Below are 26436 nucleotides of genomic sequence, written 5' to 3' on the forward strand. Positions count from 1 at the left end.
CGAACACTTCTCTTGAGCTTTTCTTTGTTGTTATTCGTTTATGATTTGGTGGTAAAGATCAGGATCCGTTGCTCCTTCTGTACCAATCACCAATACTCTGCTTTCACTATTTAGCCCAAGAGCTTGCGAAAAATCCGCATCTTCAGAAGCGATAATGGCCGCAGCTAAACCCGGAACAGCAGACTCCCCAGCTTCAACCGCTGCATCGGATTGATATCCACCAGCAAGCAGTCTCATTGCTTGCGGAACAGCTCCTTCGCTGAGCGTCATAAAATCATCGGCACCGTTCTTTAGTATTTCCCAAGCTAGCGTAGAAACTTCCCCACACGCTAGTCCCGCCATGAGTGTATCAAGGTCACCTTCAACGACAACGGGCTCTCCTGCTTTCGCACTTTTCTGCAAGCAGTTGGCTTGTTCAGGCTCGACAATCACAAATCGTGGTCGCTTTTCTCCCCACAGATCCCAGAAGTAACCACACACGGCTGAAGCCAGTCCACCTACTCCTCCTTGCACGAAAACGTGACTTGGAATTGTGCCATCGAGTTGTTCGACAATTTCAGCCAACATTGCGGTGTAACCAAGTGCCACATCTTTGGGAATATCCATATAGCCTTCATAGGAAGTATCAGACACAATCACACGATTGTGAGCTTTGGCTTCACTATCTGCAGTTCTTACCGACTCGTCATAGTTACCCGAAATACGAATGACCTGGGCGCCAAAAGCTTCCATCGCAGTTTTGCGCCCTTCGGATACATCTCGGTGGATATAGATGACGCAACCGCAGCCAAACATCTGCGCGCCCCAAGCAACTGAACGCCCATGGTTTCCGTCTGTTGCACAGCTAACAACTATTTCGGCTACTTCAGATTTCCATTTTCCATCGAGCAGTTCGGTGATTGAAGGAGTTTTGCCGAACCGATTGAAGATCTCTATTTGGAGCTGGCGTGCCACGGCATAAGCGCCGCCCAAGGCTTTAAAACTCTTTAATCCAAAACGTTGAGATTCGTCCTTATACCAGAGCTGCGCGATTCCTACCTTCGCCGCTATGCTTGTAAACGCGTGAAGAGGCGTTTCTTTATATCCTGGCCACTGTGAAATATCCGCAATCGCTTGTTTTGAAGCTGCAACGCTCAAAATTTCTCGCTGAGCATTCGAATACTCCAACGTTGGGTCGGACTTCGGATTTGAAAAGTGAGTCAGTGTACCTGTCAATAACGGCATAGAGAGTATCCTTATCAATGCATTGGCTTATCACACATGTCGTTAATGAAACGTATGTGCAGAATGGGTATAGGTAAAGTCTATCGACATAACACGCAGACATTATGCTTTATGAATGACATTGGTGAGGAAATTAACGGCTATGAGACGGAGATTTGCGGGATTAACGCGTTAGCGCGAGTTGAAGAGAAAAACAGCTGAATTTATAACATCAGGGTGCGAAAGGAAAAGGCCCCGCGTTTGCAGGGCCTAGTGTTATTTTTCTTCAAATCGCTGAGCTAACTGATAAAACTCGTTGACCTGATTGCGTAACTCTTGCGAGTGCTGATTAACGGAATGGGTCGCCGCAAGGTTTTGCTCAGCGGCTGACGCAATTGACTGAATGTGCAGGTTCACATCGCCGGAAAGCTGGCGCTGTTTAGTTGCCGCATCTTCAACCGTAGTCATCAAATCGTTCATTGATTGCATCATGGTTTCGACTTCAGATAAACGTTTCGCGCTTTCTTCTGCCACTTCACCACATGCGTCTGTTTGTTCGCGGTTAGCAATGATGTCGCGTTGCCAGCCTTCAATCGTCGTTAACATGGTTTCAATACTGTCTTTAATTTGTACTGTTGCATTCGACGTTCTGCCCGACAATGCACGAACCTCGTCCGCAACAACAGCAAAACCACGGCCCTGTTCGCCAGCACGAGCAGCCTCAATCGCGGCGTTTAAAGCAAGCAAGTTGGTTTGTTCTGCGATCCCACCGATTTCTTCCATCATCTGACTGACGTTTTGCGCCTGTTCACTCAGTTGGTAAGTGGTATTAGTCGCTTTCTCAGCCTGAACGCTGAGTTGCTCCAAATTCACATGAGTTTGATCGATGGTATCTTTCGCAAGCAGACAGGTTTTGAGCGTCACATCAATCAACTCATGCGCTTCATGCGTACTGGTGGACACTTCGTTAGCAGATGCTTCCACTTCTTCGGTAGCTTCACGAACTTGGCGAATATCTTTGGTTTGCTGCTCAAGGGCTTGAGTTACCTGCAAGGTCGTTGCGCTTAGACCATCAGACAGATCTTGAAGCGGCTTAGCAGAATCCGTCATACGACCCAAGACTGTACGAATACGCGCTGAAAGAAGCTTGATATGGAAATCAGCAACAGAAAACTTACTACTACCAGAGTAGATTAGGCGACTGACACTGTCGTACTTAGATTGCAGCTTCTTAAGCTGCTTTGGTGTATCAATCAATTCTTGTCTGAACAAAAGTGCGACGACAGACAGTGGTAACAAACTTGAGATCCAATTTGCCGCTCCTTCCAAATCCATCATGTTAGCCAACACTGGCGCAGACAAAGATCCAAGCAAAATCGCATAGCGAAGTGAATCACTGATCTGTAGTGACCAGGTCCGGCCAGATTTTTCAGCTTTAAGCAACGATTTGTAAGCTGCATCAGCAACGGTAACCCATTCACGTTTTGGCTTAACACGAACAGATTGATAGCCCGTCATTTCTCCACGTTCATAAATCGGCGTTACATACGCATCTACCCAATAATAACCGCCCGACTTCGTTCGGTTTTTCACAATTCCACGCCAAGCTTTACCTTGCTTCAGGTTCGCCCACATGTCTGCAAATGCCGCCTTTGGCATTCCGTTATGGCGAACAATATTGTGGTTCTGTCCCAGAAGTTCTTCCTGAGTGAATTCAGCAATACGGCAAAAGGCATCGTTACTGTAGGTAATAACACCTTTTAAGTCTGTAGTTGATACTAACTGTTCGTTGGTATCTAGTAGGGTTTCACGTTCCGACGAAATTTGGCTAGCAGTCATGTGGATAAACTTTTGTAGTAATTATGTGGCACGGAAATATAAACAATAATTTGAATTATGACAAAATATTAAAGTCGTCCCATGTAACACTTTTGGATTATTTGAGGTTTTTTTTGCTTTAAACACAAGATCTTCCTCCATATGGCGACGATCTAGCACGTTAATTGCTGGCTCCGGTTGAAAATGATCTCTACAATAGCGATGCAATTTTGCTCAGTTACTCATTGTTCAGGTAGTCCGTTATTAGTGTATAAGTTAAAACACTTCAGTCTCAAACAGCTCACCATTCTGGTTTCTTTCTCTGTCGTTCTCCTGTTTCTAATGTTTTACTTTTCATTTAAAGCGTTATGGAGCCATGAGCTGGCGATTGAGGCGTCTAAGAAGAGACAACAGTTTGAAATAGAGCGCGTACAAACTGTCCTGAAAATGGAAGAGCTTGAACTGAGAGCATCTTTAGAAGATTACGCTGCTTGGACAACGCTGACGAAATTCGTTCAGCACCCCACGGAGGCGTTCATCAGGGACAGTATTGGACCACACGCATTCGAGTCCAAGCTTGTCGACGGCATGATCATTTTTGACAAGCAGCTACAAGTAAAATGGAGCGCTTTATATAAAGATGGCCAAGTCCACTCTGCACAGTTCATTGCGCTGAATGACCCTGCTGTCGTGAACAAACTTCTTGAACAATCGATCAATGCTTCGAGCGCTAAGGTATCTTCACACATCAAATATGCGGTTTATCAAAGTGAGCCTTATATGGTTGCATCCGCCAGAATTTGCTTGAGCGACGGCAAATCCTGCGATTTCGGTTACATCGTATTTATTCGTAAAATTCGCAAAGACTTTATCTCTGAAATTGAAGCTGCAACAGGTGTAGAGATCAACGTCCACCCATACAGTGAACATGACTCCCTACATGGCGCTTTGCCGATTGATGTCTCCGTCATTTACCGTGATGATTTCCTTGATGGCGATAACATTGCAATTGAAATTACTCACAACGAAAAGCTGCCAGATTTCCTGACTTTTTCAGAAGCAAGCGTACTGGCTTGTTTTTCTCTGGTAATGTTTGCTCTTAACTTGTCTGTAGTGTCCAAGCTGATCAAGCCACTGGGGCAGGCTCAAAAAGCCTTGCGCCAGTTTCAGAAATCCGGTGACAAACTGCCAAATGAAGCAACATTTATCTCAAAAGAAATGAAAAGCTTTGCCCGCGACATCAACAATTTAATCACCGAACTGGATGAAAAGCGCGAAATCCTCAAAAAGCAATCTATTGTCGACCCACTTACCGGTATTGCCAATCGTAGGCATCTATATGAAACAGCCCGTCATTTCATTGAGGAGCTGGGTTACAACCATATAGGTGTCATTCTGGTCGATGTCGATCACTTTAAACAATACAACGATAACTATGGTCATGTAGCTGGAGATCAAGCCTTGAGGCGTGTGGCTGAAGCATTGCGTGACGTCGAATCGCCATATGAACACTTAGTATGCCGTTACGGGGGGGAAGAGTTTTGCGTCATCCTCGCCAGCGACATAGAGCTCAATTTAGATGCTTACCTACAAATGCTGGTTGGAGCAATCAGCGAAATGGCACTTGAACACGCATATTCACCAACTCATCCGTTCATAACAGTGAGTGCTGGAGCAACATCAAAACGCATTACTTCATATGAACATCTAACAAGCTTGTTCCAGTTCGCGGACCAAGCACTTTATATGGTCAAACAAGATGGCAGAAACGGCTACCGAATCATTCTTGCCAATTAAGTTTCCTCAATAGGAAAAGTGGTTTTCCATATTCCACTAAACACCTAGACCAATACGCTCGAGGTTTACCATCTCCCTTAGATAGACTATACCAAGTGATATGTCCTGTGGAGAGTGGCCTCAATAATGCACATCCAAACTGCCAGAATCTTCTGGCTAGTTTTGTTCATCTATTCTATTCGGTCGGCCGTTGCCGAACCTGCTGTTATTGCTATAGGCGAAATTTATCAAAACCCTGAATTAAACAAGCTCGCTGGCTTTACTTTGAGAGAAGATCTCGAGTTTATATACCAAAAATCCGGTATTGAGGTCGATTTTGTTTATTTGCCTAATGCGAGAGCAATTCGTGCGGTTAGCCAAGGCCGTTATCAAGGACTAGATTTACGAATATCAAGGCTTGCGAAAGATGAGAACATGCTCAAAGTCGATGTTCCTCTCTATTACGTCAGTATTTTTATGTATGGCTTTGAAGGGCAATTTTACGAAGAGCTCAGTGAAGTGTCAGAAAAAGTACTCGTTTCACAATTGGGGATGAAGTTTACAGAGAAAATCTCAGACTACAAACAGCTCTACCTGGTTGAAAAGTCTGAACAGGCGGCATTAATGGTCAGTAAAGGGCGCGCTGATCTATGGCTCGCTCCTAAGGTGGTTTATGAAATTTTGAAGGGTCAGTTCCCTAATATCAAACCCGTTAGCAAGGAGATATTGCATGAGCCTCTTTATCATTATATTCACGTTTCCAATAAACATTTACTGCCACAATTGGAACAAGCCGTTAGAGAGCTCGTCGCCAGCCGCCCTAATCCAGAAATATCTCTCAGGTAAGCTAACCTACTGCTCGATCATCTAACTAAATTGACCATCGGTAAGATGTGGTTTCACAATGTAAGCGTGGTAATTGCAAATTTATCAACACCTAACCCCATGCAGCTATCAATACTTCTATAATTAAAGCTAAGCTTGGAGTCTATCTCTTGTTGATAAGAAGAAAATTGAAGTAAGGAGTCTGAAACTCAATGTCTGGTTATAAATACGGCTCATGCTATTACGGAAAAATTGAGGATGTTGACTGGGAGCGATGGCAGAAATTAGTGGATATGATTGCCCTATTATTTGACGCCCCCGCCGCATTTGTTACCCAGGCAACAACCAATGGCATTGAGGTATTAGTTGCTTCAGAGCAGGCCCCTTCGCAATATTGTCCAGGTGCTTATTCTGATAAAAATACCAATGTTTACTGTCATCAAGTCGTTCAGAGCAACCAGATGATGTATGTAGCGGATGCCAGTGAAGATGAAAAATGGTCTGATAACCCTGAGTATACAGAAGATCAATTTTCAAGCTATCTTGGATACCCCATTCAGTGGCCGGATGGGAATAGCTTTGGCACATTGTGCGTGATGGACCAACGGCCAACGGATTATTCCGATAAACTCATGACCGTACTTAGTTTTCTTAGAGACACCATCAACAGTGATTTGGCCTACCTGTATAAAGCTAATCAACTCAAAGTAGAAAGTCGTTTTGATGAACTAACAAAAGCTCTAAACCGCCGGGGCTTTACGGAGTCTTTTGAGCGTCATATCAGCCTTTCAAACTCATTCAACCGTTCGAGCATGTTAATGTATCTCGATATTGACGGGTTCAAAGCCATTAACGACCAATGGGGCCACTCTGTTGGAGACCAAATACTTAAAGATTTTGCTACCGCCCTTCTCAAGAGCGTCAGAAAGAGCGACTTAGTCGCCCGCTGGGGTGGTGATGAATTTGTCGTCTTACTCGATAGTGAACAAGAGGTGGATAAATCTCGCTTTGTTGAAAGGCTGGATGAAAGCCTTAAAACTTCATGTCAGGAGCATATCCCTCAGTACTCTATCGGTAGCGTAGAATTGGCTAGTGGTACAGATCCAAGCAAGTTGACAGACTTTCTCTGTAAAGCAGATGCCGCTATGTATGACAACAAGTCACTCAATAAAACGAAGCGTTAATCTTTGCTCCTAATGCATAAAACCCCAAAAAACTTATGTCTCTGGAGCTTTCATTAACAACTTACAAAGCTACTGCTTAAATTGTGCAACTAATTAGTGTTGTTTCGAAGATAACTGAGTCTGCTCCTGAGATGTAATACTTCTCTGATATTCAGACCTGAGAAGATGAATCAGCAGTTAGAACTACATTGCAAACGAAAACAAGCAGCTTAGTTTGCTGCTTGTTTGTCAATTATAACACCTACTACATATAGGCTATTGACTGGTTGTAGACTTTGATAAGCCACTCAATACATTAGTTACCTTGGTGATTACTTCGTCGCAGCCTTTAACATCGTGTCGCTGCTTAATGTAATTGGGATCATTGTAAGACAGCCAGACTTTCTGCTCTTCATCTTGAGTCACCAAAACCTTCTGCGGTAGGTCAATCGCAACACTCTGTGCGCACTGCATAAGTGGCGTGCCTACTTTCGGATTACCAAAAATGATCAGTTCAGTTGGTCTGAGATCTAGGCCCACACCTTGAGCATTAGCTTGATGATCAACTCGGGCAAAAATATTAAGTCCTTTCTTCTTAGCAATCGCTTCAAATCGATCTGCTGTTTCTTTTACAGAATACGGGCTCTCATACATGACAACACCCTGTGCAGCAATAACCGACATAGATGCAGACAGTAGAATGGCACCTAAAGAGGCAAACTTTAACATGTAGAATCTCCTGAAATGTTAATAGAGCCATCCCTTGAAGTCAGAAATTAGCTCACATCAAACGTTCATTCTGCCGTAGGCAGACAAAATACAACAAATTAAAAATGTTGTATGCTGAATCAACATCTTAAGTACACCGTCCCATTTACATTATGTTCTCAAATTGGTTACTTACTTAAGACTTGTTCGATGAATTCAGACTTAATCCTGCGGTAGTCTTCAGGTGAATAACCTTCGCAAGACTGTTTAAGTTTATTGTAACAATTAACTAAGTCAGGGCTTGAACGTAGTTGCTCCCTGAATTTAAGAAAACACTCATACTGAGAACCATTGGCAACGACTTGAAATGCGACATCTTCTGTCTCTGATTCGAGCATACATAATTCAGGGGTTCGCAAGGTATTTTGCTTTACCGAAAACCCTAACTTGTACAACTGTTGAACCGCCCCTTCCAATTCTCGTGGCTCAACTCCGACATAGATGTCCAGATCACCTTTTGATATGGCACCAGGGATTGCCGAAGAGCCGACATGCTCGACAACCGCATCAGGGAGCAACAAACTTATTCTTCTCTTATAAGTTTGAAATTGTGTATAACACAAATCCTGATACTCTTCTGGTAAATAAAACTTCATACTATCCTCAAGCAAATCAGTGAGCCTATTTGTAAGCTACGTTAGTACACTTAAAAACCATCAAGCAGAATAATTAATTAACACATATTCATTCACAAAATAAATCCTGATCAATTATATAATTACCAGTAAGCATAATAAATCAAAAACCAATAGCCATAAAAAATAAAACCAAATGTCATGCTAACGTCATCATCTCAGTTATAATGACATGATATATACAGTAACTTTATTTATTGAATCGGATTCACATATTAAAAACTTTTGCATTACGTTGTTTGAAACCTTAAAGAGGCCATTAAATATCTTTTACTTATCAGTAGATTAAGTTACATAGCAAAAATTAAGACAGATTTGTAAGAAGTTCGACAATTGCGATCTTAATTCATATAACGAATATTAAAACTTTCATAAAAATAATCTTGGCTTATCTTTCAACCGTTTCTAATAGAAATAAAAATAATAGGAAAACTCCAGTCAATAAATCAAAACTATTGATTGGGTATATTAATTATAAAACGGAATAGAGTAAGAAAATGACAGCGAATAAACACATTTTAAAACTTGCGGTAGGTAGCGCCTTGCTATCTGCCCTACCAGCCGATGTCTACGCACATGGTTGGTCTGAATATCCAAATGCTCGACAAAACATTTGTTACGAACAAGGCGGTATCTGGTCTGGCAGTCCACCCAACGCCGCTTGTTCAAATGCCAAAGACATTTCGGGATCTTACCCGTTCGTACAGCGAAACGAATACGCAAAGAACATTACCGACTTTAACAACCAGAGTGCAGTAAGAGCCGCTATTCCAGATGGCACTTTATGCTACGCAAACGATCCTCAGAAACGTGGCATGGGAGCCCCGCATACGGCCTGGACTCGTACAGAAATGAACACGGGTACATTCGAATATGTGTTTAATGCCACGGCACCGCACAATCCTTCTTTCTGGGAATTTTACTTAACCAAACCAAATGCTGACCTGTCTAAAGGGCTAGCTTGGGGCGATCTAGATTTGATTCAAGAAACGGGCAATGTACCTGTAGAGAACGGAAAATACCGAATCAACGTAACTATCCCATCTGATAGATCTGGAGACGCCATTCTCTTTGTACGTTGGCAACGAGATGATGCCGCGGGTGAAGGCTTCTACAACTGTTCTGATATTACGATTAAGAATGGTAACACTCCACCTCCTGAGCCAGCACCAGAACCAGATTTGCATCGTGGAGGGTCCTTTATCCCTAGTGGATTGGAAGCACCTGAAATTGGCGATGTAGTAAAATATGACATCATCAACAAGGATGGCGCGGTTGCGCGTAGCTTTGATATCAGAGTAGATTCAAACAACGTTGGTGACTGGGATCGTCTCCTTGCTTCTGAGATTAATGGTTGGCACGCAGAATTCAAAGATGGGGCTGTCTTTATCGGTGATTGGCATGAAGAAATGCAGCACTACATGTATTTCCAGAATGATCCGTCACGCAATTTCTTTAACTCTAAGGACAGCCGTGCTTCAGGGCTAATGACCGTTTCCCGAGACGACAATGGCAATGTTGATCCGTTAGCAGGACAACTCTATGAGCTATCCCAAAGTGATAATGTCATAAATGCGGGTGATAAAGTCGTCATCGTAACAGAAGAAAATGCAACGTTGACTCAAACTCAGGGCACGCCTGTACAGATTCAGAATAACGGCTCTTCTTCGATCATTATCGACACCCAGTCTATTACTCAGAATGAAACGTTAATTTTCTCAGCGAGCGCGACCAACAGCGATCGAACTGAGACCTTTACGTTTGAGGTGGTTGTTGATGATGGCGGTGTCACTCCTCCACCAACTCCAGAACCGGACCCAGATACAGGGAATGCTTGGAGCTCCTCAACGACTTACGTCGGCGGTGAAGTTGTGTCATATGCCGGTAAGGAGTGGAAAGCACAATGGTGGACACAAGGCGGTGATGATCCTGAAACGACATACAGTAAGGACAAATGGGGCGTTTGGCGACCAGCCAACTAATTCTCGTAGTGTTCATCCCATCATCTAAATTAGTTGATGGATTTCTATGAAATAGCCATCGCGTCTTTACAACGCGTTGGCTATTTTTTGCTTAGCTTCAAATGATCACCCCTTTGATCTTTTGAAGCCGATACACGCAGCGATAACGTCAGCCAAACCAATGGAGCTCACGCAACGATTGAAGTTCGACTCTTACCGGACATCACTAACTGGCTACAACGTAAACGATTGATGTGCTTAGTCGCTTTTCTCCTGCCCTTCGTTATGAGATTACTAAAGTCGGTGTTAATATTGCGCCCAAGTCAATCTGCCCTGCCTTATTGGGCTTCAAAAACTTGTGATAAGCGAACGCTTTGTTATGTTTAAAGTTGCACGGCAGATTAAACCATTAAATTAGAAGGCAATATTTTCAAATGGTTAACAATACAATTCAATGGTTTCCGGGCCACATGCACAAAGCCCGTAAAGAGATTGAAGAAGCGATCCCTCAAGTAGATGTCATTATTGAAGTATTGGATGCTCGCATTCCATTCAGTAGTGAAAACCCAATGATCTCTGAAATCCGTGGTGAAAAGCCAGTCGTTAAGGTACTGAATAAACGTGACCTTGCCGATCCAGAGTTAACTCAACTATGGATTGAACACTTCGAGAAAGAACACAATGTAAAAGCGATGGCGATTACGACTTCCAACACTCAGGAAGTTAACAAAATCCTCGAACTGTGCCGTAAACTTGCGCCACATCGTGAAGAGATTGGTAAGAATATTCGCACCATGATCATGGGTATTCCCAATGTGGGCAAATCAACCATTATCAATACTCTTGCAGGCCGTACTATCGCAGTTACTGGTAACCAGCCAGCCGTTACGCGTCGTCAACAACGTATCAACCTACAAAACGGTATTGTTTTATCGGATACTCCCGGCATTTTGTGGCCTAAAGTAGAAAACCCACACAGCGGATTCCGCCTCGCTGCAACCGGTGCCGTTAAAGACACGGCCATGGAATACGAAGAAGTGGCTTTCTATACAGTTGAGTACCTTGCAAAAGCGTACCCTGAGCGTTTGAAAGAGCGCTATCAGATCGAAGAAATGCCAGAAAGCGACATAGAACTAATGGAAGAGATTGGTCGTCGAAGAGGCGCGCTACGTTCTGGCGGACGAGTCGATCTGCATAAATGTTCGGAAATCTTACTTCACGAACTACGTAATGGTACCTTAGGTCAAATAACACTTGAGTTGCCAGAAATGATCACCAAAGAGTTGGTCGAAGTAGAGATCGAAGCGACACGCAAAGCTGAAGAGAAGGCCAAGAAAAAAGAAGAGCGTCGTAAACGCTACTTAAAGAACAAACGCTAACCACAAAAACGGCGGTATCTACCGCCGTTTTTTATTCTAGCTTCCACGCTAACCTTTGATATAGTCAAAGCATTGTTATCGACGAGTTTTGTACAATGAAAATCCCAACCAATATCATTACTGGTTTTCTGGGTACCGGAAAAACCACGACAATCCTAAACCTACTGAAAGAAAAACCTGCTGACGAAAATTGGGCAGTTCTGGTCAACGAATTTGGTGAAATTGGTATTGATGGCGCAATGCTGACAGGACAAGGCGCGATGATCAAAGAAGTGCCCGGTGGCTGCATGTGTTGTGCTGCTGGAGTCCCAACTTCCGTTGCTCTTACTGCTTTGCTTCGCACGCAACCCGACCGCCTGATTGTCGAACCTACTGGCTTGGGTCACGCCCACAAGATTCTCGCAACCTTAACCTCTGCTCAGTTTCGAGATTACATCGATCTTCGAGCCACCATCGGCTTAGTCGACCCACGTAACTTATCCAACCCTAAGTATCTGGAGAATCAGAACTTTAACGACCAACTCAATATCGCAGATATTGTGATTGGTAATAAAGTAGACGAATGTCATGTCAGTGACGTCGATGCGTTTAACGACTGGGTTTCTGACCAAAATCCACCCAAGATTTACAGTCAACTCGTCAAGCAAGGGCGTTTCCCTATCGAGCTTCTGGACAACCAGAGAAGGAATCCATCGGTTTCAACGGATATTGCACAGCACTATCATGAACATGCTGAGGCAGAACCTCAATTTGCGCTAGCGCCAGATCAGATAATGGTTCGCAAAGAAAACAAAGGCCAAGGTTACTTTAGTTGCGGCTGGTTATTTGGTGCAGAAGTCACGTTCAATTTTGATGACCTATTTTCTATGTTATCTGACTTAACTGCCGAACGTGTCAAAGGCGTGATGAACACCGATAGAGGCTGCTATGCGTTCAATGTAAGCCACGGTGTTGTCTCTGTTAATGAGATGTCATTAGAAGGCTTTGAAAGCCGTATGGAAGTCATCGATAGCCAACTTCTACCATGGGATCAATTGGAAAAGGTACTTAAGCAAATTGCTTCAATTGACTAGCACCCTATAAAAGACAAAAGGCGCACCATACAGTGCGCCCTATCCCTCGTTACTCAATCGTGAGTCTGCGAATCAGAACCGTCTGTTGATGCGTCCTGATCTTAATACGAGGATCTCGAAATGACTTGTTGAATCCATCCAAATTGTAGGTAAGGCAGAAAATCCTCCATGCGGGTCGGTTCAGATTGCCTTACCATTTAAATATGGTTCAAAACTCCCAAAGTGCAAGGGAATAAACGTGATCTCTTGCCAATTCTCAGGCTATTTGTCGATATCTCTGAATCTCCATATTTGAAAATCAATATTTCAATCTTGACGCTATAGTTAAGCCTATACCAGCGTATAATTCTTGCTAGAGACATCACCATTTCTAATAAGAAAATAGATAAAACGAGGTTGATCTTTTTATGACCAAAAGAGAGAAAATTAAGCAGTCCCTTTTAGCCAGTATGCCAAAGGATGCTATTAACCAGTTTCTCTCTAAAGATAAAACGCCCGTCTCTGTTCTCATGCTTTCTTTACTTGTCGGTATTCTTGCGGGCATCGTTGGAACCTTCTTCGAAATTGCGGTTCATTTTGTCTCTGAGACTCGGACTGACTGGCTCAAACAAGCGATTGGTAGCGCATTACCGCTGTGGCTCGCTGCATTTTTAATCAGTGCCGCATTGGCATTTGTTGGCTATTACCTCGTTCACCGTTTTGCTCCTGAAGCTGCGGGATCTGGCATTCCAGAAATAGAAGGCGCGATGGATGGCATACGCCCTGTTCGTTGGTGGCGTGTTCTACCTGTAAAGTTCTTCGGTGGTATGGGTGCACTAGGCTCAGGTATGGTTCTTGGACGTGAAGGGCCAACGGTTCAAATGGGGGGAGCCATTGGCCGCATGGTGACGGATCTCTTTCAGGTAAAAAATGATGATACCAAACACTCACTGCTTGCATCGGGTGCGGCAGGAGGTTTAGCTGCAGCGTTTAACGCTCCGTTAGCCGGCATCATGTTTGTAGTTGAAGAAATGCGCCCCCAATTTCGATACTCACTCATTTCTATTCGTGCGGTTATCATTTCAGCTATCTCCGCCAACATTGTCTTTCGTTACATTAATGGTCAAGACGCGGTTATCACTATGCCGCAATATCACCCGCCAGAGCTTGCCGCCTTATGGCTTTTCTTACTGTTAGGTGCGATGTTTGGCGTGTTTGGAGTCGTATTTAATCGCCTAGTTACCCTGTCTCAGGACTTGTTTGTCAAACTACATAAGAACGATCGTAGACGCTACCTGATCACCGGAAGCTGTATCGGCGGTTTTTTTGGTTTGATGCTGCTTTATCTACCGGAAATAACCGGCGGCGGCATTGGCTTAATCCCTACCATCACTAACGGTGGCTACGGAGCCACAGTGTTGCTGCTTTTGTTTGTTGCAAGAATTCTCACCACACTGATTTGTTTTGGCTCTGGAGCACCTGGTGGCATCTTCGCACCGATGTTGGCTTTAGGTACACTGTTTGGATATGCGTTTGGATTAATCGCCCATGGGTTGATGCCTGAACTGATGATTTCTCCGGGCATGTTCGCCATTGCAGGAATGGGGGCATTGTTCGCGGCTACCGTTCGCGCTCCAATTACGGGCATATTATTGGTGATCGAAATGACCAACAATTACTACCTGATATTGCCACTGATCATTACCTGTCTCGGCGCGGTTATTTTCGCTCAATTACTTGGAGGACAACCAATTTATAGCCAACTGTTACATCGAACATTAAAAAATGAGAAGTTGAGACAAGAAGACCTTCCTTGCGAGTCAAAATGACAATTGCACAGCAACCGATGAGCTTGATATGATCCCTTGCCCTAAATGATCGGTAGCACGGATTTGCTTACTCATTTAGTCCCCAATCATTTGTTTCAAGCTAGTCAGGATTAAGCCGTTGAACTGGAGACGCTTTACACAATTTCAGAGTGTACCACCATCACAAGCAGCATTAGCGCTAGGCATGATAGGACTGGGGCACGCATGGGCGTTATATATTCCTGACATTGGCGTTTTTATCCGCCCTTATCTTGCGGCAGGCGGTGCTATTCTGCTGCTACCAGTGCTAATAAAATACTTCAGCAGTTACTCCACTTTCATCAACGATATTAGACACCCACTGAGCGGCAGCTTGATGGCTCCCATGAGCATGGCATTGTTGATTTTGTGTGATTACCTCGCCGTGATCTCGCCCTTGATCGCCTACCCATTATGGTTTGCAGCGCTGTTGCTCCACATCACTATGATGGTGCTGTTTTTCTTCTTTCAGATCACACGTTTCAAAGTGTCGAATATTGTCCCTAGTTGGTTCTTGTATCCGGTGGGATTAATCAGTAGCTCGCTGGCAGGGACCAAGTTCGGTCATACGGTATTCTCTGAAACCTTAGTCAGCATTTGTATTACGATTTACTTCTTTATGCTGCCACTCGTGCTCTATAGGCTGATGTTTGAGGGCCGACTTCCACGTAGGGCAAGACCGACTCTGGCCATCATGGCGGCACCGATCAACCTATCGTTAGCGACCTATCTGGTTAATTTCCAAAAGCCAGACCCTATTCTTACCGGCGCTTTGGCTGGAATTGCTATCACCATGACGTTAACGATCTACCTCTGTTATTTCCGTCTAATGCGGCTTAAATTCCAACCTTCGATTGCGGCCGTCACCTTCCCTTCCGTCATTAGTGCGATCGCGATGCACCGCCTTACGAGTTTTTTCGAGCAATATCATCCACATTGGCACTGGCTTCACAAATTTGGATTTTTTGAGCTGAGTGTTGCTACCGGACTGGTAGCTTGGGTATTCGTTGGCTATATCAAAATGTACTGGCCAGAAATCTTTATCTCTTGCAAGAAAGGTAACTCTTATAAATAACACTACGTACCGAATAAATAATGGGGAAATATAATAATTAGCTTTAGTTAGGCTCGGGTCAGCGTAGGGAAAGAATTCATATACTATTATAGTTGATATTTTTATTTGTAACAGACCACAAAATAATAAATATTAGCACTCGAACTTATATCCATTTTGGTTCATATATCATTTTGTCAGCTGGCACATGGTTTTAACAAAAAGGATATATTTATCATGAATACGCTTAACCATTACCCTCCTTTGCCAGATTTTATTAATAATAAAATAAATTTCTATCTGGATGGCTTAATTAATACCAATAAGAACGGTAAGCATTTAGTTCTTGGAAAAAGGCCGCAAAGTGGCGACCTCGTTTTACAAAGTAATGATTACCTCGATTTATCCAATAACCCCGATATCATTGATCACCATATTAATTCTATTATGGCACGTAAAAATAGCCCATTTATGTCAGGTATATTTTTGCAGGATGAAAGCTCCAAGCCTGAAGTAGAAGAAAAACTCGCCAAGTATGTCGGGTTTCAATCTTGTTTACTTTCTCAATCTGGTTGGGCGGCCAATACTGCCTTGCTACAAACCATTTGTGACAGTGAAACAAATGTCTACATCGACTTTTTTGCTCATATGTCTTTATGGGAAGGTGCGCGTATCGCCGGAGCTAACATCCATCCCTTTATGCATAATAACGTCAAGCATTTGAATAAATTGATAAACAGACATGGCCCTGGAATCGTTCTTGTCGATTCGGTTTACAGTACCATAGGCACCATTGCCCCCTTAGTCGAGCTCGTGTTACTCGCGAAGGAATATGGCTGTGCGATATTAGTCGATGAATCACACTCCCTAGGTACACACGGTAAACATGGTGCTGGTTTGTTACAAAGCTTAAAACTAAGTCATCAAGTCGACTTTATGACCGCCAGTTTAGCAAAAACGTTTGCCTATCGAGCTGGTGCTATTTGGTGCAACAATCGCGCTAATGATTGTGTACCATTTGTGGCTTACCCCGCGATATTTAGCTCTACAATGTTACCACATGAGTTGGATAGGCTCGATAAGACACTGGATATAATAAAAGAACAAGATAAAGAAAGAGCTTACTTACAGGAGTTAAGCGAGTATTTAAAAACTAACCTAGCAAATATCGGGCTAACTATTCGAAGTCAATCGCAAATAATAGCGGTTGAAACGGGAGATGAACGTAACACCGAAAAAGTGAGAGACTTTTTTGAATCACAAGGAATATTTGGTGCGGTATTTTGTAGACCCGCAACGACACCTAATAAAAACATAATACGTTTTTCACTTAATAGCTCTACCACTAAAGAAGAAGTAAATAAAATCATTCGCGCTTGTCAGACGGCTTACGAACTTCCAGATATGTATTTTATTTAAATAAATTTCAAAGGCCCAAACATCATGGGCCTTTTTAAATCCAGTTCGATATTTTATCCAGTAGTGCTTCTGTACCGGCAGGCTTAATAATATAATCATTCATCCCTGACTGATGAATCTTATCGATAGCTACAGATGTAGAGTCACCAGTATGGCCTAAAATCGGGATATTGGCGTACTCACTATCTGATGAACGAATAGCATTCGCTGCATCAAGGCCATTCAGTTGTGGCATCTCAATATCCATTAGCACTAAATCGACAAGGTTGTTCTGCAGTTTATCTAACACTTCTTGCCCGTTCTGAGCTTGAATCACCTCAAACCCCTGCTGTTCTAAAAGTATCGACGTGTAAGTACGGAGTGAATGATTGTCGTCTGCAATGACAATCGTTTTGCCCACGCGGACTTCTTTTCTTGGGAGTAAGTTTCGGTCAGGCTCAGGAGACTCAAAGAACAATTCGTCCAAAACACGCCCTGGCTCTAGCGACATTCGATGCTTCTCAACAGGATAAATGGTGAGGTGCCTTTCTATATCGTTGTGATAGCGGTTGTTCTCATCGTAGAGAAACACGATTCTCGCTTCAGTAAAGTGAAGCTTATTCTCTAATGCTGCTAGTTGATCAGGTGAGGTTATCACTGCATCTAAATCGATGAATATCAAGTCGTATTCAAATTCGTATTCTTCCCTATTGTTTGCCAGCTCAAGGTCAACGGTGTTAAGGGTAAAGCCTTTGTAGAAAGACTGTTCATTGAGGAGCCGTGCAATAACACTTGTTTCCCCAACATAGAGGGCTGATTTAGATTTCATTAGATCCAGTTTTATATAATCGACTCTCGCAGAATGATAATGAGGGAACGTCAGCGTGAATTCAGTCCATTCATTCAACTCAGACCGACAGCTGATTCTGCCACCTAAAGCTTGCATCACTTTTCGACAAAATGGTAAACCGAGGCCATAACTGCCTGACTTACCGAAGGTATAGAAATCTTTAAAAATGTTTTCAAGCACTTCAGGGGCGATACCAACGCCGTTATCCCGAAATACGATGGTACTGTTTTTATCGGAGCACTTTATTTCAACAGTAATTTGGAAGTGATTGCCATTCTGATAATAAAAGGCATTTTTGAGAAGGTTATACAAGGCATACTTGATGAGCGTATCACTACCAAAAACTTCGGCATCCTGTTCACATTTGAACTGAACAGCCTGTTTGTCCTTTGAGCTTTTGTAAGCAAAGCTGGATAGAGAATCTTCCGTCACACGTTTCAAAGAATGCTTTCTGAATGTCGACGTTGATACACGGTTTTCATCAATAGAAGTTAACAGAAGATCAATGGTCTCATTACCATTCTGAATCACTTCATCCGCATCACTGAGTACTTCTCTCGCAATGGTTAATTCCTGATGAGACATTGAGTAAAATTCAGCAGTTTTGGACTTTTCATCAGGTAACAAGGAACTTAGCACGTCAAACGATGCTTTCAGTGCACTTAGCGGGTTACGCATTTCATGAGCGATTCCTGCGCCAAAGGACTTAGCTATAGATACTTTACTCTCATGTTCAACCTGATTACGGAAGTAAAACAGGTTCCCAAACACATATGTGAAGAGAAAAATCGGCAAATATGGCCACACAATCTTCTCCATGGCCAAACTAAAGTTAAATCCGTAGACGGTAATAAAAGCAAACAACAACGAAATCGCGGCTTGCAGAAGCATAATTCGTGTTTGATGAACAAGCAGAACATGGAGAAAAACTGAAGCCATAAACGACATCGCCCATATCGTCGACCATTCGTTCATAAACATCATATAGCTAAAGAAGTACGGCAGGCAGATCGCTATCGAGATGAGATAATATTGCGGCATATAACGCTGTATGTATTTAGGGAGCGCATGCCGAAAAGCAATTATTGCGAATAGGAATGAACAGAAGAGCCTGAGCGTCAGGCTTTCGTATGGCTGAGGGAATAAGTAGGACCAGACGTAGTAGTAAGTTGGAAAGCCAAGCAACCCCATCCAACCTACGAGCGTGAGGTTTGGTTCTGCATACTGGTATACTTTGCGAACTGATTCCAGAACTGCTGTCATGAATGATCCTGATGCCAACTAAAAGAGCTGTTTTAAAGGCCGCTCGACTTTTATAGCTTTTAACTAATAACTAGCACATTTAGCCACTTCCGACCAGAATATCGGCCCTATTAACTACTTTATGCGACATTGACTTTCAATTCGCTTCCCACTCGGCTGGACTTCACATCAATACGCAATGACATCTGTTCTTTAAGCTCGCTAACATGGGAAATTAAACCGATGGTTCTACCACTTTGCTGCAGGTCAATTAGCGTCTGGATGGCGAGATCTAATGACTCTGGATCTAAGCTGCCAAAACCTTCATCGATAAACAGCGTATCCAACCTGATACCGCCGCTGTACGATTGAACAACATCAGATAAACCAAGAGCTAAAGACAGCGCTGCCATGAAAGATTCCCCCCCTGATAAGGTTGCAACGTCCCTATTTTTGCCTGTGTAACTATCTTCTACCATCAGATCCAAGCCTCGTCCTGCCGCACCTTTGAAGCCTTCGGTTTTACGCGCAAGAATGTAGCGCCCCTTACTCATCAGGCTGAGCCTCTGAGATGCTTGGATTAGAACATCATCCAGCAATACGCCAAGGACAAATCGATGCAAGCTAACCCGACTTCCAGTCTTACCACTAGCGACGTCATACAGGGTTCCATACACCCTGTACTCAGCTTCCAACTTCGCATTCTTTTCGTGCAGTAAGACAATATCACGACGAACTTTCTCAAATCGTTCAAACTTCGAACGAGTAGTATCTAGTGCATTTCTCGCTTCAACGTACTCTTGGCTGCTCAATTCAACAAGTTTTCCTAGCTCAACCAAATCTGGCACTTGCTGGTCCTTAAGCGTATGTCTCAAATCCTCTAACGTCTGTTTCAGTTTAACTTCGGTTTTCGCGTGAGCTTCGACCGCTGCTTTCCAACGCTCTATTTGTTCATCCGTCGCCTTACTGTTGAGGTAAGCCTGCTCATCAGCAAACTGTGCTTCTTCAATTGAGACATGCCATTTCGTTTCTGCTTTATCTAAGTTACGTTTTGCTTCCGCTAAAAGCTGTGTGTTGCTCTGTCTTTGCCCTTCAAGCTCAGCATGATGCTTAGCAAGTCGCTGTTGCTGTTCATTGGCGTGTTCTAGTTGCTTTTGCAAAGTATCGATTGACGCTTTGGTTTGCTTATATTCATTGTCGACAGATTCCACAGATTGATGTTGTTCACCAATGGACTGAACGAGCATGTCTAAGCGCTGTTGAAGCGCCTGAATTGTTGCATCATGAGCAGACATCTCCTCTCTCAGGCGATTAATTTCATTGTCACCTTTTTCACAGCGTTGATTGAGCGTTGCAACCTCCGACTCCATCTGCTCAAGGTTAATTGAAACCAATCCAGCTAACTTAGCCTGACATTCAGAGTACTGGTTCTGTACGAGATCTAAAGAGAGGTCTCTATGTTCCCCCAACTCTTCCTGAAACGCTTCAATTTGAGTTTTTTGACGAGAGATAAGGGCATTCTGTTGTTCCTCAATGCGAGTTTGTTCGTTTAAAGAGTTCAGGGACTGACGCTCTTGGTTACGATAAAACTCCACTTGCTCTTTAGTCACTTCTTGACCATCAAACGAAGCAGGGTTCGGGTGCTCATCACTGCCGCACACCGGACAAGGCATACCTTGTTGAAGCTTACTAGCAAGAACCGCTGCCTGAGCATTATGCCAGCGCATTTCATATTCATCCGCTTGCTTGCTATGCTCTTGCCAATCGACCTTCAACTGTTGTACACGAGCTTGAATGGGCTGAAGACCTTGCTCTAAAGTAGCCAATTCCTTAGACAACAACTGAAGTTTATTGAGATCGGCAGTAAGACGCTGTAAGCGTGCAAGTTCAGACTCTACCGTTGCTTTACCTGCAATGGCTAGCTTCGCATTCTCGAGTTCTTGTTGAGCTTTAGATGCTTCTTGTAATAGCTTTTCTTTATGCGCCCGATATTTGATTAAGGTCGCGTTGAACTCTTGTTTCTTGGTGACAGAATCTTTCAGGCTTTTATCCAACTCCAACTTTTCGTTTAACTTAACTTTAATGCCTTCTAATTGGTAAACCTTATCTGTCAATGTCGGAATTGATTGAGCTTGCAGCGTAAACGTATCCAACTGCTGTTTGTGCTCTTCTATCGCAACATTTGAAAGTTGCAACGCTTTCTCAAGAGAACTGCCTTTTTCAGTTAGATCATGGACCTGTTTTGAGAGTGAAGTCCAGTTGGTATAAGGCACGTCTAGCTTGGAAGCTTGCTGAGCGATGGCCAATTTTTGTTGAATTTGAGCGTTGCTATCGCTTTTCTCACTATGCTCTGACAGCGCTTTCTCTGCGCTTTGCAGCTTTTCAAATTCACCTTGTAATTGGTTAGCTTTCTGTTGTGCTTCTTTGTTTTTATTCAACTTTTCAAGGGCAACCTTTTCACTCAAGCTCACCTCTTCAAGCAGCTTGGCGACAACATCAAGTTGCTCCGTTAACTCTTGTTCAGTGCTGGCTTCTGCCACTTGCAGGGCACCGCGAATCTGGTTATCAAACTCATCCTTTGATTTGCTGATCGCGCTCGCTTTGTCTTTCAGCGCAAACTCGATTTTCTTGTAAATATCAGTCTGGAACAATTGACCGAAGATCTCTTCCCTCTCTTTGGAGCTTGCAAGCAAGAGTTCACGAAACTTGCCCTGTGGTAACACCATCACCTGACGAAACTGAGTTTCATTCAGACCAATCAGTTCTGCGACCTCAACTTTAACCTGCGCTGTCTTGCTGGTTATCAGCTGCTCTTCATTCGTAATCTCATACAAAGAGGCAGTGTGCTTCCGTGTTGTTGTGCCTTCACCTCGGGCTTTAGGCGCGAGTTGATCGGGTGATCTCGTGACTCTGTAGCGCTTATACTTAAGTGCGAACTCGAACACCACTTCGGTCGGTAACGAAACTGCTGCCATATCACAGCGCATCTGCGTCCCTTCTCTTTCATTACCTGTTGTTTGGCCGTACAAAGCAAAACAAATGGCATCTAGAATAGAAGTCTTACCTGAACCTGTTGGGCCGTTAATCAAAAACAGCGGATTGGAACCAAGCAGTGTAAAGTCGATGTTTTCAGTGTTAGCAAAAGGGCCAAATGCCTGCATTGTCAGTGATAATGGTTTCATCGCTTGCCCTTACTGCTTTACCAGTTGTTTAATGATGTCGGTTATTGCGTGGTTTTGATCTTCATTTAGCTCACTATTTTGTGCTTCAAGGAAAAAATCTTTGAACATATCCACTTCACTACGAGCAAGCTTAGCCTGAGCCATTTCCTGTTCAATGCCCACTAACATACCTGGCTTTTCGATATGCAGAACATTTGGGTAAACCGCGCGAAGCTTTTCCATGGGATTAAGAATGGCGTGTTTATCCAGCAAACGAACCAACAAGTAATCGTGATTATTCGGATCTGTTTTACCAGCGGCGATAACTTCGTCTAACTCCCCTTCGATGATCCGCATTTGGTGAGGAGCAGTGAGATCAATGTGAGTTGCTGACACAAAGCCTTGTTCATTTAGCTCAACCAACGTCATTCCTTTCTTCTGATGCTGCTCAGAAAAACTGTATTTCATCAGTGAGCCCGAGTAACGGATATAGTCTTCACCCTTTTTTTGCGGCTGGTGCAGATGGCCCAGAGCTACATAGTCAAAATCGACAAAATGTTCATGGCTGACTCTGTCTGAGCCGCCAATTGATAAAGGACGTTCGGACTCGGACTCAATCGCACCGTCAACAAAGCAGTGACTGATCAAGACATTCTTTTGACCCGGTTTAAACTGAGACTTAATCTCTTCACTCAGCAGTCGATGAGCGTCATCGTGCGTTGATACAGGCTGGTCAAAATGGTGACGAACTAATTCCGGGTCGTTGTAGGGCATGCCATAAAAAGCCACTTCTCCGACATCCGTATTCAAGACAACAGGTTCCAGCATCTCTTTAAAATTCGAGATAATGTGCAAACCCGCCCCTTTCATTTGCGAGGACCCAAAGCCTAATCGCTGGGCACCATCATGATTACCAGGTATCAAAATGATGGGTAGCTTAAGTTCATTGCACACCTGATGGACAAATTCGTTCATCAATTCAATCGCAGCCGTTGGTGGAACCGAGCGGTCATAGATATCTCCAGCAATTACCAGAGCGTCAACGGAGTTAGATTGCAGATAATCTATCAATTGAGCCAAAACAGCTTTTTGATCATCCAGAAGAGAAACATTGTGGAATTGGCGTCCGAGGTGCCAGTCAGAGGTGTGAAGAAACTTCATTTAAGCCCTGCATTATTCTTATCGTCTAGGGCAGGATAATACCATTCTGAACCGTCTACTATCCAGAATGGTATTGATTTTAACTAGCTTGGCGCATGCTCTTTACAGAACTTGATCGCTTCATCAAGCAATTCAAGTGCAGATTTATCACATTCGGGTAGCGCCGCGTCACTACTACCCAAAGGCGTTACGCGGTCACCCCATTTAATATGACCTGCCCCCCACGTCAGTCCAGCACCAAATGCGGCCAGTAGCAAGTTATCGCCAGGTTTAACAAATCCTTCCTCCATGGCTTCACACAACGCCAGTGGTACCGTAGCCGCTGACGTGTTGCCATATTTGTGGATGTTCACAAACGCTTTTTCTTGGCTAATACCAGACAAGTCACACAATGTTTGAATGATGCGAATGTTTGCCTGATGCGGGATCACTACGTCGACATCTTCGGTAGAGAGCTGGCTACGCGCAAGCACGTTTTGAGCCGCTGAACCCATGCCTTTAACGGCACGCTTAAAGATTTCTTTTCCTACGAAGTTGAATTCCCAATAGCCGTTATCTGCTGCAAAGCGATCCATCGAAGTACCAAATTTGGGTACAGAGAGAATATCACGCCCTTTCGAATCACAACCTAACTGAGCTTGCTGTAATCCAACAGGCTTATCTGTTTTGCTCAGCACGACAGCACCGGCGCCATCGCCGAACAATACCGCGGTATCACGCATGGTCCAGTCGATAAAGAAAGATAGACGCTCGGCACCTATGACCAAAGCGTTGTTATAGTTACCCGCCTGAATCATACGTGTAGCTGTCTCTAGGCTGTAGAGAAAACCTGTACACGCAGCATTTAAGTCAAACGCCGTGGTCCCTATCATGCCAAGGTTCTGAGATACCTTTGACGCGATGTTCGGAATAAGAGAGTCTGGAGAACAGGTTGCGACGATAAGTAAATCAATATCACTCGCTTCAAGACCAGCGCATGCTAACGCATGTTTGGCAGCTACCGTCGACATATCAGACGTATTAACATGGCTGATACGGCGATTCTCAATGCCTGTACGCGTGCGAATCCATTCATCTGAAGTGTCAAGGAATGTACTTAAATCATCGTTGGAGAGCGTGGTTGGCGGCACGCATTTACCCCAACCTGTTATTTCTGCGTAGAATGTTGTCATTCGAAGCCTTTTATTCTTATTTGAGTTAGCGGCCCATTCGATCTGTTCAGTAAGACTGATAGAACTCTTGGGTAAATACTATTTTCAGAGTATAACTAGCGATTATCTGTGGTGTCACCTAATTGGTAAAATAGACGTCACACTTGCGTAGAAAAACACAAACAAGAGAAAAGTCATGTCTACATTCAACACACGTTGCCCTTCTTGCTCTGGCGTAAATCGTGTTCCTAATGAACGAGTATCTGAAAGCCCGAAATGCGGTAAATGCCAATCGGATTTACTGGACGGTGCGCCGGTTGAAGGAACCGAACTCAACTTTGATGCTATTTTGAACAGCAACCAACCCGTCGTCGTTGACTTTTGGGCGCCATGGTGTAACCCATGTGTCGGTTTCGCACCTGTATTTTCTGATGTCGCCAAAGAGCGAGTAAATAATGTTCGATTTGTAAAAATAGACACGGAAAGCCAGCAAAACCTTGCAGCTAAGTACCAAATTAGAAGCATTCCTACTGTCATGGTATTCAAAGATGGCAAAAGAGTTGATGTTGTCAACGGAGCTCTACCTAAAGGCCAATTTGATCAGTGGCTTAATGAAGCTTTAACTAAGTAGCAGAAACAAAAATTTCCGCTCTAAAAGGCCGCTAGCATTCATCGCTAGCGGCCTTTTCTTTTATCTATAGCGAAAACTTGTGTCGAAAAATGATTTTTATCGACACGACTAAAATTATTCGTTTTACCAAATATAAAAATCGCTCCATAGTCGCGCCAAAAGACGTTCCATTTTATTAACTAACTCAAGAGGCTACGACGTTGGAAAACATCCTTGCTCCTGCACCAAAAGCTCGCATCTCAGTACCTGTTATCGCGCTGGCTCTTTATGCGGTAGCATCAGGCTACTTAATGAGCTTGATCCCACTTATGCTACCGGATTACGGGCTGGACAGCTCGTTGGCCAGTTGGCTAGCCAGTGTTTTCTATGCAGGTCTTTTAGTTGGTGCGATTGCGATTGAACCGTTAGTCACTCGATTAGGTCATAAGAACGCATTTGTTCTTTGTTTAAGTCTTTTCATCGCGACAATTTTCGCGTTGCCAGTATTTACCAACTCATTAGCATGGATGTGTGCACGCTTTTTGGCAGGTATCTCTGTCGCTGGCGTATTCGTTATTGTCGAGTCATGGTTGCTACATGGTGATGAAGCAGCCAGAGCAAAACGTCTTGGTCTCTATATGGCGGCACTTTACGGTGGCAGTGCGGTTGGCCAATTAGGAATTGGTGTATTGGGGGTTAACGGTGGCGTGCCTTTTATTGCCATCTTGACTCTGCTGCTACTCGCTATCGTGGTATTGCTGTTTGGAGAAACCGATCAACCAGAGTCTGCACATACGACCAATCTATCGTTCAAGCAGATCACTAGATTAAGCCATGCCGCGATTATTGGTTGCATTGTTTCTGGCCTGATTCTTGGCGCTATTTACGGATTAATGCCATTGGAACTCGCGCAGCAAGGTATTGATCATGATGACTTAGGTGGATTGATGGCTCTTGTCATTCTTGGTGGCATGGCAGTTCAACCGATTGTGCCATGGATGTCAAAGTACTTTGGTCGAACTTTATTGATGGCTTTCTTCTGCTTACTTGGCGCAGCGGCCATTAGCCTGATTGTACTAGACGAAAACATCAGAGTTTTAGCGGTCGGAATATTCTTGCTAGGCGTCGCTGCTTTTGCTCTGTACCCCATCGCAATCAATCTAGGCTGCGATAAATTGGAGTCAGAGTATATTGTTTCAGCAACACAAGTCATGCTGTTCAGCTATAGTTTGGGGTCTGTTTTCGGGCCAATCATTGCGGATTGGTACATGTCTGGAGATCATGGATTGATGGGCTACCTGTTTGCGATACTGCTGGCAACTTGCCTATATATGCTTGTTGCTAGCATCAAGACAAAACACCAAGCTGTCGCTGGTGAATAA

19 protein-coding genes are annotated in these 26436 nt (G+C 43.7%); 11 read left to right on the top strand and 8 right to left on the bottom strand.

The window, feature by feature from the left end; all coding sequences use genetic code 11:
* Positions 1-30: 30 nt before the first annotated feature.
* Both FIU99_RS17735 and FIU99_RS17740 read right to left on the bottom strand, forming a co-directional pair.
* Positions 31-1224 (bottom strand): diaminopropionate ammonia-lyase, encoded by a 1194-nt coding sequence (locus FIU99_RS17735; protein WP_006960897.1) that lies wholly within the window; start codon positions 1222-1224, stop codon positions 31-33.
* A 255-nt stretch (positions 1225-1479) separates the two neighbouring features.
* Complete coding sequence (locus FIU99_RS17740) at positions 1480-3042, bottom strand: PAS domain-containing methyl-accepting chemotaxis protein (RefSeq protein WP_006960895.1); 1563 nt, start codon at positions 3040-3042, stop codon at positions 1480-1482.
* Between the two features lie 246 nt (positions 3043-3288).
* Here FIU99_RS17740 and FIU99_RS17745 point away from each other — a divergent pair, with 246 nt between their 5' ends.
* From FIU99_RS17745 to FIU99_RS17755, 3 genes are all read left to right on the top strand, one after another.
* The gene (locus tag FIU99_RS17745) at positions 3289-4818 is read left to right on the top strand and encodes a diguanylate cyclase (protein ID WP_006960894.1); all 1530 of its coding nucleotides are present in this window, start codon (positions 3289-3291) and stop codon (positions 4816-4818) included.
* Positions 4819-4944: 126 nt separating this feature from the next.
* Positions 4945-5643, top strand: coding sequence for an ABC transporter substrate-binding protein (locus tag FIU99_RS17750; protein WP_006960893.1), 699 nt, complete (start codon positions 4945-4947; stop codon positions 5641-5643).
* Between the two features lie 191 nt (positions 5644-5834).
* Positions 5835-6806 (top strand): sensor domain-containing diguanylate cyclase, encoded by a 972-nt coding sequence (locus FIU99_RS17755; RefSeq protein WP_006960892.1) that lies wholly within the window; start codon positions 5835-5837, stop codon positions 6804-6806.
* A gap of 255 nt (positions 6807-7061) precedes the next feature.
* On the opposite strand, the gene FIU99_RS17760 is transcribed toward FIU99_RS17755, so the two are convergent.
* Entirely contained in the window at positions 7062-7514 is a 453-nt protein-coding gene (locus FIU99_RS17760) for a DUF302 domain-containing protein (RefSeq protein WP_006960891.1), read from the bottom strand.
* A 167-nt stretch (positions 7515-7681) separates the two neighbouring features.
* Positions 7682-8149 (bottom strand): GrpB family protein, encoded by a 468-nt coding sequence (locus tag FIU99_RS17765; protein ID WP_039952017.1) that lies wholly within the window; start codon positions 8147-8149, stop codon positions 7682-7684.
* A 536-nt stretch (positions 8150-8685) separates the two neighbouring features.
* Here FIU99_RS17765 and FIU99_RS17770 point away from each other — a divergent pair.
* From FIU99_RS17770 to cqsA, 6 genes are all read left to right on the top strand, one after another.
* A complete protein-coding gene (locus tag FIU99_RS17770) occupies positions 8686-10170 on the top strand; it encodes a lytic polysaccharide monooxygenase (protein WP_006960889.1) in 1485 nt (494 codons plus the stop codon).
* Between the two features lie 413 nt (positions 10171-10583).
* Complete coding sequence (gene ylqF / locus FIU99_RS17775; protein ID WP_006960888.1) at positions 10584-11528, top strand: ribosome biogenesis GTPase YlqF; 945 nt, start codon at positions 10584-10586, stop codon at positions 11526-11528.
* Positions 11529-11623: 95 nt separating this feature from the next.
* Entirely contained in the window at positions 11624-12601 is a 978-nt protein-coding gene (locus tag FIU99_RS17780) for a GTP-binding protein (protein ID WP_006960887.1), read from the top strand.
* A gap of 407 nt (positions 12602-13008) precedes the next feature.
* Positions 13009-14409: a H(+)/Cl(-) exchange transporter ClcA gene (clcA, locus tag FIU99_RS17785; RefSeq protein ID WP_029236033.1), complete on the top strand. Its 1401-nt coding sequence runs from the start codon at positions 13009-13011 to the stop codon at positions 14407-14409.
* 118 nt (positions 14410-14527) lie between these two features.
* Positions 14528-15502 carry a TDT family transporter gene (locus FIU99_RS17790; protein ID WP_006960883.1) on the top strand — a complete coding sequence of 325 codons (975 nt, stop codon included), beginning with the start codon at positions 14528-14530 and terminating at the stop codon, positions 15500-15502.
* Between the two features lie 216 nt (positions 15503-15718).
* Positions 15719-16900, top strand: coding sequence for an alpha-hydroxyketone-type quorum-sensing autoinducer synthase (gene cqsA, locus FIU99_RS17795; RefSeq protein ID WP_006960882.1), 1182 nt, complete (start codon positions 15719-15721; stop codon positions 16898-16900).
* Positions 16901-16934: 34 nt separating this feature from the next.
* Here cqsA and FIU99_RS17800 read toward each other — a convergent pair whose 3' ends face one another.
* The 4 genes from FIU99_RS17800 to FIU99_RS17815 all read right to left on the bottom strand — a co-directional run bounded on the left by FIU99_RS17800 (position 16935) and on the right by FIU99_RS17815 (position 24465).
* Positions 16935-18992 carry a hybrid sensor histidine kinase/response regulator gene (locus FIU99_RS17800; RefSeq protein WP_251768444.1) on the bottom strand — a complete coding sequence of 686 codons (2058 nt, stop codon included), beginning with the start codon at positions 18990-18992 and terminating at the stop codon, positions 16935-16937.
* A gap of 119 nt (positions 18993-19111) precedes the next feature.
* A complete protein-coding gene (locus FIU99_RS17805) occupies positions 19112-22153 on the bottom strand; it encodes an AAA family ATPase (protein WP_006960881.1) in 3042 nt (1013 codons plus the stop codon).
* 9 nt (positions 22154-22162) lie between these two features.
* A complete protein-coding gene (locus FIU99_RS17810; protein WP_006960880.1) occupies positions 22163-23293 on the bottom strand; it encodes an exonuclease SbcCD subunit D in 1131 nt (376 codons plus the stop codon).
* Positions 23294-23376: 83 nt separating this feature from the next.
* The gene (locus tag FIU99_RS17815) at positions 23377-24465 is read right to left on the bottom strand and encodes a ketoacyl-ACP synthase III (RefSeq protein WP_006960878.1); all 1089 of its coding nucleotides are present in this window, start codon (positions 24463-24465) and stop codon (positions 23377-23379) included.
* A gap of 175 nt (positions 24466-24640) precedes the next feature.
* Here FIU99_RS17815 and trxC point away from each other — a divergent pair, with 175 nt between their 5' ends.
* Both trxC and FIU99_RS17825 read left to right on the top strand, forming a co-directional pair.
* Entirely contained in the window at positions 24641-25075 is a 435-nt protein-coding gene (trxC, locus tag FIU99_RS17820; RefSeq protein ID WP_065741878.1) for a thioredoxin TrxC, read from the top strand.
* A gap of 200 nt (positions 25076-25275) precedes the next feature.
* Positions 25276-26436, top strand: a complete 1161-nt coding sequence (locus FIU99_RS17825; protein ID WP_006960876.1) for an MFS transporter — start codon at positions 25276-25278, stop codon at positions 26434-26436.

Origin of the sequence: Vibrio sp. THAF64 (assembly GCF_009363455.1) — a bacterium.
Taxonomy (GTDB): Bacteria; Pseudomonadota; Gammaproteobacteria; order Enterobacterales; family Vibrionaceae; genus Vibrio; species Vibrio coralliilyticus.

Bases quoted from the DNA above. Each gene is read 5' to 3' on its own strand.
- FIU99_RS17810 (WP_006960880.1), bottom strand. From the start codon at position 23,293: ATGAAGTTTCTTCACACCTCTGACTGGCACCTCGGACGCCAATTCCAC.
- FIU99_RS17735 (WP_006960897.1), bottom strand. From the start codon at position 1,224: ATGCCGTTATTGACAGGTACACTGACTCACTTTTCAAATCCGAAGTCC.
- FIU99_RS17740 (WP_006960895.1), bottom strand. From the start codon at position 3,042: ATGACTGCTAGCCAAATTTCGTCGGAACGTGAAACCCTACTAGATACC.
- cqsA (WP_006960882.1), top strand. From the start codon at position 15,719: ATGAATACGCTTAACCATTACCCTCCTTTGCCAGATTTTATTAATAAT.
- FIU99_RS17815 (WP_006960878.1), bottom strand. From the start codon at position 24,465: ATGACAACATTCTACGCAGAAATAACAGGTTGGGGTAAATGCGTGCCG.
- trxC (WP_065741878.1), top strand. From the start codon at position 24,641: ATGTCTACATTCAACACACGTTGCCCTTCTTGCTCTGGCGTAAATCGT.
- FIU99_RS17800 (WP_251768444.1), bottom strand. From the start codon at position 18,992: ATGACAGCAGTTCTGGAATCAGTTCGCAAAGTATACCAGTATGCAGAA.
- FIU99_RS17805 (WP_006960881.1), bottom strand. From the start codon at position 22,153: ATGAAACCATTATCACTGACAATGCAGGCATTTGGCCCTTTTGCTAAC.
- FIU99_RS17770 (WP_006960889.1), top strand. From the start codon at position 8,686: ATGACAGCGAATAAACACATTTTAAAACTTGCGGTAGGTAGCGCCTTG.
- ylqF (WP_006960888.1), top strand. From the start codon at position 10,584: ATGGTTAACAATACAATTCAATGGTTTCCGGGCCACATGCACAAAGCC.
- FIU99_RS17750 (WP_006960893.1), top strand. From the start codon at position 4,945: ATGCACATCCAAACTGCCAGAATCTTCTGGCTAGTTTTGTTCATCTAT.
- FIU99_RS17755 (WP_006960892.1), top strand. From the start codon at position 5,835: ATGTCTGGTTATAAATACGGCTCATGCTATTACGGAAAAATTGAGGAT.
- FIU99_RS17760 (WP_006960891.1), bottom strand. From the start codon at position 7,514: ATGTTAAAGTTTGCCTCTTTAGGTGCCATTCTACTGTCTGCATCTATG.
- FIU99_RS17780 (WP_006960887.1), top strand. From the start codon at position 11,624: ATGAAAATCCCAACCAATATCATTACTGGTTTTCTGGGTACCGGAAAA.
- clcA (WP_029236033.1), top strand. From the start codon at position 13,009: ATGACCAAAAGAGAGAAAATTAAGCAGTCCCTTTTAGCCAGTATGCCA.
- FIU99_RS17765 (WP_039952017.1), bottom strand. From the start codon at position 8,149: ATGAAGTTTTATTTACCAGAAGAGTATCAGGATTTGTGTTATACACAA.